This window comes from Halomonas maura (assembly GCF_030409305.1).
GTDB classification, from domain to species: Bacteria; Pseudomonadota; Gammaproteobacteria; order Pseudomonadales; family Halomonadaceae; genus Halomonas; species Halomonas maura.
In genome coordinates this window covers 289,394-301,409 of the sequence record NZ_JAUFPQ010000018.1, presented here as the reverse complement: position 1 = coordinate 301,409, position 12,016 = coordinate 289,394, and the positions used below count along the sequence as shown (strand labels likewise).

Genomic DNA, 12,016 nt, shown 5'->3' with positions numbered 1-12,016 from the left:
TTCCTCGACTGGATCGGCGTGGCCATGCTGACCCTGCCGATCTTCGTGCCGATCGTCGAGCAGCTGGGCTACAGCCCGATCTGGTTCGGCATCCTGTTCGCCGTGAACATGCAGGTGTCCTTCCTGTCGCCGCCCTTCGGCCCCGCGGCCTTCTACCTCAAGGGCGTGGCGCCGCCAGAGGTCAGCCTCAAGGACATCTTCGTCTCGCTGCTGCCCTTTATCGCCCTGCAACTCTGCGTGCTCTTCGCGCTGCTGTTCTGGCCCAACCTGGCCATGTGGCTGGTGGGCTGAGCACCGCCGACGCGAGGAAGGGCGACGCCCTTGTCGCCTTTCCTTCGACTCGACAACCGAGCACCATAATCAACATATAGATTTATATGTTGCACATACACTGGGGTCCGGCGGTATGATGGCAGCACTTCGGTGCTCACCGCCCCTGACCCGGAAGCCGAGGAATCACACGATGCGAATCATCCAATGCCTGCATCAGGACCGGCCCCGCGCGGCCCTGGTCGAAAGCGAGACGACGGTCCGGCTGCTAGAGGCCGACACCTACGCCCTGGCCCGCCGCGCCATTGCCGACGGCCGGTCGCTGGGCGAGGTGGTCGAGGCCGCCCTGACCGAGACGCGCCTCGACTATCAACAACTGATCGACGAGGCGCGCCTGCTGCCGCCGCTGACCCACCCCGACCCGGCCCATTGCCTGGTCACCGGCACCGGCCTGACCCACCTGGGCAGCGCCGACACCCGCGCCTCCATGCACGCCAAGACCCAGGCGGACGAGTCCGAGCTGACCGACTCGATGCGCATGTTCAAGCTCGGCGTGGAGGGCGGCAAGCCCGCCGCCGGCGAGACCGGCGCCCAGCCGGAGTGGTTCTACAAGGGGGACGGCGACTGCGTGGTGGCCCCCGAGGCGCCGCTGCCGGTGCCGGCCTTCGCCGAGGACGCCGGCGAGGAGCCGGAACTCGCCGGGCTCTTCGTGATCGGCGACGACGGCCGGCCCTGGCGCGTCGGCCACGCGATCGGCAACGAGTTCTCCGACCACGTCACCGAGCGCTTCAACTACCTGTGGCTGGCCCATTCCAAGCTCCGCCACTGCAGCTTCGGCCCGGAGCTGCTGATCGGCGAGTTGCCCGAGCACCTGGAGGGCACGAGCCGCATCGTGCGCGACGGCGAGACCCTGTGGGAGAAGCCGTTTCTCACCGGCGAGGCCAACATGGCCCACAGCCTGGCCAACCTCGAGCATCACCACTTCAAGTATGCCGGCTTCCGGCGCCCCGGCGACGTCCACGTGCACTTCTTCGGCACCGCGACGCTGAGCTTCGCCGACGGCATCCAGACCCGCGACGGCGATCGCTTCGAGATCAGTCTGCCGGCCTTCGGCCGCACGCTGCGCAACCCGCTGGCGTTCGACACCGAGGCCACCGATACCCCCGTTCATTCCCTGTGACCTCAGGAGGCTCCATGACCCTGGAAGGCAAGCAACTCATCGGCCAGGCGGCCGTGACCAGCGACGGCCCGGCGATCCATGCCATCGACCCGGCCACCGGCGAGACCCTGTCCCCGGCCTACGCCGCGGGCGGCAAGCCCGAGGTCGAGCGGGCCTGCGAGCTGGCCTGGGCGGCCTTCGAGACCTACCGGGAGACCGGCCTCGAGGCCCGCGCGACCTTCCTCGAGACCGTGGCCGACGAGATCGAGGCCATCGGCGATGATCTGATCGCACGCGCCATGGCCGAGTCCGGCCTGCCCCGGGCGCGCCTCGAGGGCGAGCGCGGCCGCACCTGCGGCCAGCTGCGCCTGTTCGCCTCGGTGGTCCGCGCCGGCGAATGGCTCGACGTGCGCCTCGACCCGGCCCTGCCGGAGCGGACGCCGATGCCGCGGGTCGACCTGCGCCAGCGCCATATCGCCCTGGGCCCGGTGGCCGTGTTCGGCGCCTCGAACTTCCCTCTGGCCTTCTCGGTGGCCGGCGGCGACACCGCCTCGGCACTGGCCGCCGGCTGCCCGGTGGTGGTCAAGGCGCACTCCGCCCACCCCGGCACCTCCGAGCTGGTGGGGCGCGCCGTGCAGCGGGCCGTGGCCAGGTGCGAGCTGCCCGAGGGCGTGTTCTCGCTGCTCTACGGCTCCGGCCGCGAGGTGGGCCAGGCGCTGGTGCGCGATGCACGCATCAAGGCGGTGGGCTTCACCGGCTCGCGCGGCGGCGGCACGGCGCTGATGAAGGCGGCGCAGGAGCGCCCCGAGCCGATCCCGGTCTATGCCGAGATGAGCTCGATCAACCCGGTGTTCCTGCTGCCGGCGGCGCTGGAATCCCGGGCTGCCGAGCTGGGCGAGGCCTTCGTCGGCTCGCTGACCCTGGGCGCCGGCCAGTTCTGCACCAACCCGGGGCTGGTCATCGGCGTGAAAGGCGATGCCCTGGACGCCTTCGTGGCGTCCGCCGCCGAGGCGGTGACGGCGGCCTCCGCCCAGACCATGCTGACCCCGGGCATCCATGACGCCTACACCCAGGGTGTCGACGGTCTCCTGCAAAGCAGCCAGGCCCGCGAGGTCGCCCGCGGCCCGGCCGGTGACGGCCCCAACGCCTGTCAGGCCGGGCTGTTCGTGGCCGCCGCCGAGGACTTCCTGCGTGAGGAGGCGCTGCAGGCCGAGGTCTTCGGCGCCACCGCGCTGGTGGTCGAGTGTGCCGACCCGGCGGAGGTGACGCGCGTGGCCGAGGCCCTGGAAGGCCAGCTCACCGCCACCCTGCAGATGGACGACGGCGACCTCGAGACCGCCCGCGGCCTGCTGCCGATCCTCGAGCGCCGCGCCGGCCGGGTGATGGCCAACGGCTGGCCGACCGGCGTCGAGGTGTGCCACGCCATGGTCCATGGCGGCCCCTATCCGGCCACCTCGGACAGCCGCACCACCTCGGTGGGCAGCGCGGCCATCCACCGCTTCCTGCGCCCGGTGTGTTACCAGAACCTGCCCCAGGGCCTGCTGCCCGAGGCGCTCAAGGACGGCAACCCGGCCGGCGTCAGCCGCCTGGTCGACGGCCAGCGCGAGGCCTGAGGAGACGACCATGTCGGATACCATGAGCTTCGCCCTGCCCGAGGATGCCGACCAGGCCCTGCTGGTCGGCCGGGTTTGGCGCGATGCACCCCGCCAGGGCCCGGCCCTGGTGGTGGTCCGCCGGGGACGGGTCCTCGACATCACCGCAAGCGGCACCTGCATGGCCGACCTGCTCGACCGCGACGACACGGTCGCGTTCGTGGCCGCGGTCGAGGGCGAGGACCTGGGCCCGGTCGAGGCCCTGCTGGAGAACTCGCTGCGGGACACGCCCGAGGCGCCCTACCTGCTCGCTCCCTGCGACGTCCAGGCGATCAAGGCCTGCGGGGTGACCTTCGCGGTCAGCCTGATGGAGCGGGTGATCGAGGAGCAGGCGGGCGGTGACCCGACCCGGGCCGGTGAGCTGCGCGAGGAGCTCAATCGGCTGATCGGCGGGGACCTGTCGAAGATCGTCCCGGGCTCCGAAGCGGCCATGAGGCTCAAGGCCGAGCTGCAGGCCCGTGGCGCCTGGTCGCAGTACATGGAGGTGGGCATCGGTCCGGACGCCGAGGTATTCACCAAGGCCCAGCCGCTGTCGGCGGTGGGCTTCGGGCACGGCGTGGGCCTGCATCCGGCCTCGGCGTGGAACAACCCGGAGCCGGAGATCGTGCTGGCGGTGGACGCCGCCGGCCAGGCCAAGGGGGCCACCCTCGGCAACGACGTCAACCTGCGTGACGTCGAGGGCCGCAGCGCCCTGCTGCTGGGCAAGGCCAAGGACAACAACGCCTCCTGCGCCATCGGGCCATTCATCCGCCTGTTCGACGAACGCTTCACCATGGATGACGTGCGCAGCGCCATGGTCTCGCTGCGGATCGAGGGGGCCGATGACGCCTTCCGGCTGGAAGACGCCAGCGACATGCGCCAGATCAGCCGCGACCCGCTGGACCTGGTCGGCCAGACCCTCGGCCCCCATCACCAGTACCCCGACGGCGTCATGCTGTTTCTGGGAACCATGTTCTCGCCGATCCAGGATCGCGACGGCGAGGGCCAGGGTTTCACGCACCATGTCGGTGACATCGTGCGCATCGCTTCCCCGCGGCTCGGGACCCTGGTCAACCGTGTCGACCGTAGCGACCGGCTGCCGCCCTGGACCTTCGGCATCCGGCGTTGGCTGGCCTACCAGACCCGACGGGGCTGACACGCGTCCTCGCCGCCTGAACGGACCGGTGAAAGTGGGGTATCCTTGGCGACGGCCGCCCTGGTGCCTCAAGCATTCCTCGACGGCGGCCCGTCCCCGCGAAGGAAGGCCCATGTTCGATCTCATCGGTGATATCCACGGCTACGCCACCCCGCTAAGAGGGCTGCTCGCGCGACTCGGCTACCGCGAGCGCGGCGGTGTCTGGTCACATCCCGAACGCCGGGTGATCTTCCTCGGCGACTTCGTCGACCGCGGACCGGAACAGGTCGAGGTGGTCCGGATCGCCCGCGCGATGGTCGAAGCCGGCTACGCCCTGGCCGTGATGGGCAATCATGAGTTCAACGCCGTGATCTGGGCCACGCCGGACCCGTCCCGGCCGGGCGAGATGCTGCGCCGCCACTCGCCGAAGCACCGACGCCAGCATCAGGCCTATCTCGACCAGGTCGGCGAGGGCAGCCCCCTGCACCGTGACCACATCGCCTGGTTCAGGACGCTGCCGCTCTACCTCGATCTCCCCGGGCTGCGCGTCGTTCACGCCTGCTGGCACCCGCCCTCGCTGGAGACGCTTGCCTCGCGACTCGACGACGAGGGCCGGATCCCGCCTGCGGCCTGGCCCGATCTGGTACGCGAGGGCAGCGCCCCCCTCGAGGCGCTGGAGACCCTGCTCAAGGGACTCGAGGTGGAACTGCCGACCGGGTACGAGTTCCTCGACAAGGACGGCAACCCCCGCCGCCGCGTGCGCACGCGTTGGTGGGAACTCGACCGGCTCACCTACCGTGACCTCGCCCTGGTGCCACCGGAGGCCATCGAGGAGATTCCCCACGAGCCCATCCCCGGCGATGTGCTGCCGGGATATGAGGGCAGCAAGCCACTGTTCGTGGGTCACTACTGGCTCACCGGCACGCCGCGTCCCCTCACCCCACACATTGCCTGCCTGGACTACAGCATCGCCGCCTCACATGCCTCGCACAGCGAGGGGGGAAGCAAGCTGTGCGCCTATCGCTGGGACGGCGAGGAGCAGTTGCAGGCCGACCACTTCGTCTGGGTCACACCCTACGCTTTGTCTGAAAACTGCCTGCGCTCGCCCATCCGGCGTTAAAAATCGGATCAAAGTACTCATTTACACCGCGTAAACTCCGTCTTTTCTCCGATTTTTGCCTTGTTTGGCCATCGCTCGTCGACTTTTCAGACAAAGCTTAGGGCGGCAGGCCTGGATCCGCCCTCGAGGGGAAGGGTCCGCCGGCGGATACCCAGCGCGACCCCAGCGTCGATGACGAGACCCATAGCGAGCGACCGAAAACCGTGTTGACGGACCGATCCCGGCCTGCAAAGGTCAGCCTCTCCTCACCCCCCAGACCATCACAGCCACGGAGCGACGCATGGCAGCAAGGAAAGGACCCAAGTTCTATGTCGTCTGGGTCGGCCGGCAGACCGGGATCTTCACCACCTGGGCCGAATGCGATCAGCAGGTGAAGGGCTTCCCCAAGGCCCGTTACAAGTCCTTCCCGACCCGGGAAGATGCCGAAGCCGCCTTCGCGAAAGGCCCTCGAGGCGCCGCCCCCGCCAAGAAGGCGAAGGCATCGGGCAGCGCGGGCGCGGCGTCTGCGGGACGCACGACACGCCGGCCGACGGCGCCAGCACCCGACACCTCCAGAACCTACGACACGGAGATCTACTGCGACGGTGCCTGTGAGCCCAACCCCGGGGATGCCGGTTCGGGCATGGCGATCTACCGCAACGGCACTCTGGACGAACTCTGGTATGGGCTCCACAACCCGAAGGGAACCAACAACACTGCCGAGTTGAATGCCTTGCACCAGGCACTCCGCGTGGCTCGGGAGGAGATCGCCCGGGGGGCAACCGTGCGGATCCATTGCGACTCCACCTACACCATCAACGCCATCACCAAGTGGGCCAGCGGGTGGAAGAGGCGCGGCTGGAAGAAGGCCGATGGCCAGGCGATCAAGAACCCCGAGATCATCCAGCCCACCCATGCCCTCTATGAAAGCCTCAAGTCGGCGGTGACCATCGCCCACGTCAAGGGCCACGCCGGCGTCGAAGGCAACGAGCTGGCAGACCGTATGGCCATGTATGGGGCCGACCGGCAGGAGCGCGAGTTCTGCCGTTACCGAGACAGCGACTGCGTGGCGGATATTCTCAAGCTCAAGCGGGGCTGATGCCGGCCCCCTCGTTTCCCGTCGCGCGAATGGTCCTTGGCCGCCCGGGACCTCGCCGTCTGGTTCTCGCTGCCGCGAGAGCCTCCCGGCATTCGGTGTTACGCCGCTGGCAGCGCAATGGCCAGGCATTGCTGTCGCGGCAGGTCTGGTGTGACGGCATCCGGACCAGGGTCGCCACCGGATGCCGGCTGCGTTGGGGGTGGGCTTCCGTCCGTGGGCTGTCGCCCAGCGAGAGCTGTCGCCGGGCCGCGGCGGTGCCGGTGCGCTTGACCTGGGCCAGCACGCCGGATGCAAGGTAGGAGCTACTCAGCAGCAGGAAGGACTAGGCATCACTACGGCGTGAACCCTGGCAAGTATGAGAAAAGCAGGCCTTTTGCGTAACAATTTGTGTACTAGCGTTACAAGAGAAGTCAGCTACAGCATTTTCAGCATGACGGTTAGCCCTTCTCCCTGGACTGGAGGTGGTCCCATGCACACCCAGCACGCTGCCAACTCGACGCGCCCGCCTGCCGGAATCGCCGCCATTCATTCGGCGGCCCGAACCGTCGCCACTTCTCGTCGCGATCAAGACGATGGCCCGATGACCGTAGAGCAACTGGCCAATGCGCGACGGGAGGTCGAATACCTCGCCAGACGCAACGGCATGAAAGAGCCTCTGTTACAGATATGGACGGTGAGCAGTTAGGCACGACCGTTCACAAGCCCCCCGCCGGGGCCAGGCGGGGCATCGCTGAGCAAGGCTCAGCCCTACGCCCATCGACCATCCTGTTCCTCGCCCACTCGACAAGGGAGCCTGCATGCGACGGTGCCCTGCCGCCACCGGCCATCCGCTCCGGCCCGAGTGCCGCGGCTTACCCGCCGCCCCCCCATGCTCGCCATGTCTCCTGCCCCCGTTGACATGCCTGGCCACGCAGTTTAATTTCACTATCAGCGCCGATTTGAATCTCAGCTTGCGGGCGCTCTACAAATCCGGCTAAAGCGACTGCCAGAGGCCCGCTTTAGCACATGCTGAGCGGGTTTTTTGTTGCCCGGGATCCGGGCTGCCGCCGATTTAAGCACCAACTTGCGGGCGGGATAGAAATGCAGCTAAAGCGGCGCACGGCTCCTCTCCCCTGGGTCGGCGCTTGCCGTCCATCGCAGGGGACCAGGAGACCGACATGAGCCATCACGCCCGCCCCTCGCAGGGCCCGCAAGATCCCACCGCCACCCGCCGCCGCCTCACCGGCTCCAGCCTCGAGGCCGCTGAACTGCTGTCAGGCCTGGAGCAGAATGATCTCGTGCGCCCGGAACTGCGCAACGACGTCCTGCTCTCCGGCGAGCGACCCCTGCGCGCCCACCCCGGGCGGACGACGACCGGCCGGCATCGGCGACTGGAGAGGAGCTAAGTTCCGGCGCCTGAGGTTCCCGCTCGACTTCTGGAGGCTGCCGTACGAGGAACGGATGGCGGCGGCCCGTCAGAGGGCACTCGAGCATAGGCAGGTAACCGATGAGGCCTCGACGACGACTTGCTAATAGCCGGGGTTGGGCATGGAGGGGGAGCTGGGAACGAGCCGAGCGATAATAGCCGTGTTGATTGTTTCGAGTGTCTTTCGGATGTATTACGGGCACACGAAAAAGCCGCCTGGTGCATTGCACCAAGCGGCTGATTCTTTGGAACTTGTTGGTGGAGCCTAGCGGGATCGAACCGCTGACCTCAACACTGCCAGTGTTGCGCTCTCCCAGCTGAGCTAAGGCCCCACGCTGTCTCGCCGTTCCTGCCTTGCGAGAACGAGGCAAATACTACGCCCCGATCGTCGGACCGTCAACCCAGGCATGAGAAAAATCATTCTGAGGACTGACACCAATTCCCCTTAGGATGATGTTGTGCCACGCTTAGGGCATCGTGAGCAAGCCCCCGGGTGACGAGCATCGTGCCAGCGTCATGCCGTGGCCAGTCTCCCCATCCATTGTCAATTTCGTTCAGGAGCACCTGCCTTGATCAGGGTTCTCGTTGCCGATGATCATCACCTGGTTCGGACCAGCATCGCCCACCTGCTGAATGCCGAGGCCGACATCAGCGTGGTCGGCGAGGCCGCGGATGGCGAGGAGGCCATCCAGCAGGCGCGTCAGCTCAAGCCGGATATCGTGCTGATGGATATCCGCATGCCCGGCATCGGCGGACTGGAAGCCACGCGCAAGATCCACCGCTCCACCAGCGACGTCCGCATCCTGGTGCTGACGGCCTTCCTCGAGGAGGCCTTCGCCCAGCGGCTGCTGGAGGCCGGCGCCCACGGTTTCATCAGCAAGGGCTGCCAGCAGGACGAGATGGTCCAGGCGATTCGCGGGGTCTTCGCCGGCCAACGCTACGTCAGCCCGGAGATCGCCCAACGCCTGGTGCTGTCGCGCATCGATTCCAGCGACAACCCCTTCGACCAGCTCTCCCAGCGCGAGCTGCAGGTGGCGATGATGATCGTCAACTGCCAGAAGGTGGCCGACATCGCCGACCGCATGTTCTTGAGTCCCAAGACCGTCAATACCTATCGGTACCGGATCTTCGAGAAGCTCGGGGTGCATTCCGACGTGGAGCTGACCCACCTGGGCCTGCGCCACGGCCTGGTGGATGGCTTCAGCGAAGTGGAATGACTCGCCCGGCGGCGGGTCTGATAGGATGACGCTCCCGTTTCATCCTTCACCGGCGCCACGATGAGTTTCGATTCCCGTCATTTCCTCGATACCGTCACCGAATCCCCCGGGGTCTACCGCATGCTCGACGAGCAGGGCGAGACCCTCTACGTGGGCAAGGCCCGCCGGCTCAAGGCGCGCCTGGCCAGCTACTTCCGGGGCGCCCTGAATACCAAGACCCAGGCGCTGGTCTCGCGGATCGCCGACATCCAGGTCACGGTCACCAACAGCGAGACCGAGGCACTGCTGCTCGAGCAGACGCTGATCAAGGAGCAGCGCCCGCCCTACAACATCCTGCTGCGCGACGACAAGTCCTACCCGTTCGTCTTCGTCACCGACCGTCACCCCTTCCCCGCCCTGGAATACAAGCGGGCCCGCGCGCGCCACGACGACGGCCGCTACCTGGGCCCCTACCCCAGCAGCGGCGCGGTGCGCGAGAGCCTGTCGCTGATGCAGAAGATCTTTCGCATCCGCAACTGCGAGGACAGCGTCTTCGCCCATCGCACCCGGCCCTGCCTGCAGTACCAGATCGGCCGCTGCAGCGCTCCCTGCGTCGGCCATATCGGCGAGGACGACTACCGACGCGACCTGGAGCATGCGGTGCAGTGCCTGGAGGGCAAGAGCGAGGCGGTGACCCGCGAGCTGACCCGGGACATGGAGACGGCCAGCCAGGCGCTGGACTTCGAGGAGGCGGCCCGGCTGCGTGACCAGATCCAGCACCTCCGCCAGCTGCAGCAGCGCCAGTTCGTCGATACCGGCGGCGGCGACGCCGACGTCTTCGCCCTGGCCACGCGCCCCGGCGCGCTGTGCATCTCGGTGCTTACCCTGCGCCAGGGTCGCCTGCTCGGCGCCCGCCACCACGAGCCCGCCAACGGCCTGGACCTGGGGCCCGAGGCCCTGCTCGGCGACTTCGTCAGCCAATTCTACCTGGGGCAGAGCCGTGAGATCCCCGCCGAGGTGATCACCAGCCACCCGCTGCCCGACGCCGCCCTGCTCGCCCACGCCCTGGGCGAGCGCGCCGGCAAGCGCATCCGCGTCACCGACCAGGTCCGCGGCCACCGCGCACAGTGGCGCGAGCTCGCCCGCACCAACGCCGAGCAGCAGCTGGCCGGCCAGCTGGCCAGCCAGAACCAGCTCGCCAAACGCTTCGAGGCCCTGCGCGAGGCGCTGGCCCTGGAGGCCACGCCGGCGCGGCTGGAGTGCTTCGACATCAGCCACAGCCATGGCGAGGCCACGGTCGCCTCCTGCGTGGTGTTCGATGCCAGCGGCCCGCGCAAGTCGGACTACCGTCGCTTCAACATCGAGGGCGTCGAAGCCGGCGACGACTACGCCGCCATGCGCCAGGCGCTGACCCGCCGCTTCCGGCGGCTGAAGGAGGGCGAGGGCGAACGCCCTGACCTCCTCATCGTCGATGGCGGCAAGGGCCAGCTCAACATGGCCCGGGAGGTATTCGCCGAGCTGGGGGTCACCGGCGTGCGGCTGCTCGGGGTCGCCAAGGGCACCACCCGCAAGGCCGGGCTGGAGACCCTGTTCATCGAGACCGTGGACCGCACCCTCGACCTGGATGGCACCTCGCCGGCCCTGCACCTGCTGCAGCACATCCGCGACGAGTCGCACCGCTTCGCCATCGCCGGCCACCGCGCCCGGCGCGACAAGACCCGCCGCACCTCCACCCTGCAGGAAATCCCCGGCGTCGGTCCGCGGCGGCGCCGCGAACTGTTGCGCTTCTTCGGCGGCCTGCAGGGGGTCAAGCAGGCCAGTCGGGAGGAACTCGCCCGGGTGCCCGGCATCAGCGCCACCCTGGCCGAGGCGATTCATCGTGCCCTGCATGGATGAGCGTCGCCAAGCTGGATAGAATGGCCCGACGTCTCGGCATCCCCTCTTCATACAGGCAAGGACCGCAGCTCCCGATGAACATCCCCAATATCCTGACCCTGGCTAGAATCGTCTTCATCCCGCTGCTGGTGGTGCTGTTCTACCTGCCCTTCGCCTGGAGCATGCCGCTCGCCGCGGGGCTGTTCGCCCTGGCCGCGGTGACCGACTGGCTGGACGGCTACCTGGCCCGGCGCTGGGACCAGTCCACGCCCTTCGGCGCCTTCCTCGATCCGGTGGCCGACAAGCTGATGGTCGCCGTGGCCCTGGCCCTGCTCATCGAGCGCTACGACGCCAGCTGGCTGACGCTGCCGGCACTGGTCATCATCGGCCGTGAGATCGTGATCTCGGCGCTGCGCGAATGGATGGCCGAGATGGGCAAGCGTGGCACGGTGGCGGTGTCCTGGATCGGCAAGTTCAAGACCAGCCTGCAGATGATCGCCCTGCTGCTGCTGCTGGCCTTCGCCCCGGGCACGCCCGTCGCCATGCTGGGGGTCGTCACCCTCTACGCGGCCGCCCTGCTGACGCTGTGGTCGATGATCGAGTACCTGCGCGCCGCCTGGCCGCATCTCAGCGACTCGATGTAACGGCAGGCCGAGAAAAGCGTTTGACAGTCACCGACTTATCCGTATAATGCGTCCTCGAGTCAGGCGGGAATAGCTCAGTGGTAGAGCATCGCCTTGCCAAGGCGAGGGTCGCGAGTTCGAATCTCGTTTCCCGCTCCAACGTCTCTCGAGACGGCTGGAAAAGACTGACTCACAATAGAGTCAATGCGTGCGACGCGAGGGTCGCGAGCCGGTACGCCGGTCCGACCGATGGCAGCCCCATCGAATCTCGTTTCCCGCTCCATTCCCGACGAATGGCACGACTCATGAGGCTGGATGGCAGAGTGGTTATGCAGCGGACTGCAACTCCGTGTACGCCGGTTCGATTCCGACTCCAGCCTCCATCTTTCCTGTAGCAGCCCGCTCGAACCCCGCCCGGATGGCGAAATTGGTAGACGCAAGGGACTTAAAATCCCTCGGTGGCAACACCGTGCCGGTTCGAGCCCGGCTCCGGGCACCATACCGCAGTCAGCGTTTCGACTCAC

Annotated in this window: 11 protein-coding genes and 4 tRNA genes; 14 read left to right on the top strand and 1 reads right to left on the bottom strand. The window is 67.7% G+C overall.

The features are described 5' to 3' along the window. The 8 genes from QWY76_RS13545 to QWY76_RS13510 form a co-directional block, all read left to right on the top strand. A partial coding sequence (locus QWY76_RS13545; RefSeq protein WP_290311803.1) for a TRAP transporter large permease subunit occupies window positions 1-291 on the top strand: 291 nt, incomplete at its 5' end. A 172-nt stretch (window positions 292-463) separates the two neighbouring features. Continuing rightward, window positions 464-1,450, top strand: coding sequence for an AraD1 family protein (gene araD1, locus QWY76_RS13540; protein WP_290311802.1), 987 nt, complete (start codon window positions 464-466; stop codon window positions 1,448-1,450). A 14-nt stretch (window positions 1,451-1,464) separates the two neighbouring features. After that, the gene (locus QWY76_RS13535; RefSeq protein ID WP_290311800.1) at window positions 1,465-3,042 is read left to right on the top strand and encodes an aldehyde dehydrogenase (NADP(+)); all 1,578 of its coding nucleotides are present in this window, start codon (window positions 1,465-1,467) and stop codon (window positions 3,040-3,042) included. 10 nt (window positions 3,043-3,052) lie between these two features. Beyond that, window positions 3,053-4,216, top strand: coding sequence for a fumarylacetoacetate hydrolase family protein (locus tag QWY76_RS13530; RefSeq protein WP_290311798.1), 1,164 nt, complete (start codon window positions 3,053-3,055; stop codon window positions 4,214-4,216). 112 nt (window positions 4,217-4,328) lie between these two features. Next, a complete protein-coding gene (locus QWY76_RS13525) occupies window positions 4,329-5,315 on the top strand; it encodes a metallophosphoesterase (RefSeq protein ID WP_290311797.1) in 987 nt (328 codons plus the stop codon). Between the two features lie 280 nt (window positions 5,316-5,595). Further along, entirely contained in the window at window positions 5,596-6,393 is a 798-nt protein-coding gene (locus QWY76_RS13520; protein ID WP_290311796.1) for a ribonuclease H family protein, read from the top strand. 469 nt (window positions 6,394-6,862) lie between these two features. Next, window positions 6,863-7,078, top strand: coding sequence for a hypothetical protein (locus QWY76_RS13515; protein ID WP_290311795.1), 216 nt, complete (start codon window positions 6,863-6,865; stop codon window positions 7,076-7,078). A 472-nt stretch (window positions 7,079-7,550) separates the two neighbouring features. Next, on the top strand, window positions 7,551-7,778 hold the full coding sequence (locus QWY76_RS13510; RefSeq protein WP_290311794.1) for a hypothetical protein: 228 nt from the start codon (window positions 7,551-7,553) through the stop codon (window positions 7,776-7,778). A gap of 276 nt (window positions 7,779-8,054) precedes the next feature. Here the strand turns inward: QWY76_RS13510 and QWY76_RS13505 are convergent. Further along, window positions 8,055-8,130 (bottom strand) — tRNA-Ala (locus QWY76_RS13505). 237 nt (window positions 8,131-8,367) lie between these two features. On the opposite strand from QWY76_RS13505, the gene uvrY reads away from it, so the two are divergent. The 6 genes from uvrY to QWY76_RS13475 all read left to right on the top strand — a co-directional run bounded on the left by uvrY (window position 8,368) and on the right by QWY76_RS13475 (window position 11,991). Next, window positions 8,368-9,015 (top strand): UvrY/SirA/GacA family response regulator transcription factor, encoded by a 648-nt coding sequence (gene uvrY / locus QWY76_RS13500; protein ID WP_290311793.1) that lies wholly within the window; start codon window positions 8,368-8,370, stop codon window positions 9,013-9,015. A 60-nt stretch (window positions 9,016-9,075) separates the two neighbouring features. Continuing rightward, on the top strand, window positions 9,076-10,890 hold the full coding sequence (gene uvrC / locus QWY76_RS13495) for an excinuclease ABC subunit UvrC (RefSeq protein WP_290311792.1): 1,815 nt from the start codon (window positions 9,076-9,078) through the stop codon (window positions 10,888-10,890). A gap of 74 nt (window positions 10,891-10,964) precedes the next feature. After that, window positions 10,965-11,513, top strand: a complete 549-nt coding sequence (gene pgsA / locus QWY76_RS13490; RefSeq protein WP_290311790.1) for a CDP-diacylglycerol--glycerol-3-phosphate 3-phosphatidyltransferase — start codon at window positions 10,965-10,967, stop codon at window positions 11,511-11,513. Between the two features lie 63 nt (window positions 11,514-11,576). Beyond that, window positions 11,577-11,651 (top strand) — tRNA-Gly (locus QWY76_RS13485). 150 nt (window positions 11,652-11,801) lie between these two features. Then, window positions 11,802-11,875 (top strand) — tRNA-Cys (locus tag QWY76_RS13480). A 29-nt stretch (window positions 11,876-11,904) separates the two neighbouring features. Further along, a tRNA-Leu gene (locus QWY76_RS13475) sits at window positions 11,905-11,991 on the top strand. The last annotated feature ends 25 nt before the right edge of the window (window positions 11,992-12,016 follow it).

What these genes read in the sequence shown, in the direction of transcription:
- araD1 (WP_290311802.1), top strand. Translation starts at nt 464, where the DNA reads ATGCGAATCATCCAATGCCTGCATCAGGACCGGCCCCGCGCGGCCCTG.
- QWY76_RS13535 (WP_290311800.1), top strand. Translation starts at nt 1,465, where the DNA reads ATGACCCTGGAAGGCAAGCAACTCATCGGCCAGGCGGCCGTGACCAGC.
- QWY76_RS13530 (WP_290311798.1), top strand. Translation starts at nt 3,053, where the DNA reads ATGTCGGATACCATGAGCTTCGCCCTGCCCGAGGATGCCGACCAGGCC.
- QWY76_RS13525 (WP_290311797.1), top strand. Translation starts at nt 4,329, where the DNA reads ATGTTCGATCTCATCGGTGATATCCACGGCTACGCCACCCCGCTAAGA.
- QWY76_RS13520 (WP_290311796.1), top strand. Translation starts at nt 5,596, where the DNA reads ATGGCAGCAAGGAAAGGACCCAAGTTCTATGTCGTCTGGGTCGGCCGG.
- QWY76_RS13515 (WP_290311795.1), top strand. Translation starts at nt 6,863, where the DNA reads ATGCACACCCAGCACGCTGCCAACTCGACGCGCCCGCCTGCCGGAATC.
- QWY76_RS13510 (WP_290311794.1), top strand. Translation starts at nt 7,551, where the DNA reads ATGAGCCATCACGCCCGCCCCTCGCAGGGCCCGCAAGATCCCACCGCC.
- uvrC (WP_290311792.1), top strand. Translation starts at nt 9,076, where the DNA reads ATGAGTTTCGATTCCCGTCATTTCCTCGATACCGTCACCGAATCCCCC.
- pgsA (WP_290311790.1), top strand. Translation starts at nt 10,965, where the DNA reads ATGAACATCCCCAATATCCTGACCCTGGCTAGAATCGTCTTCATCCCG.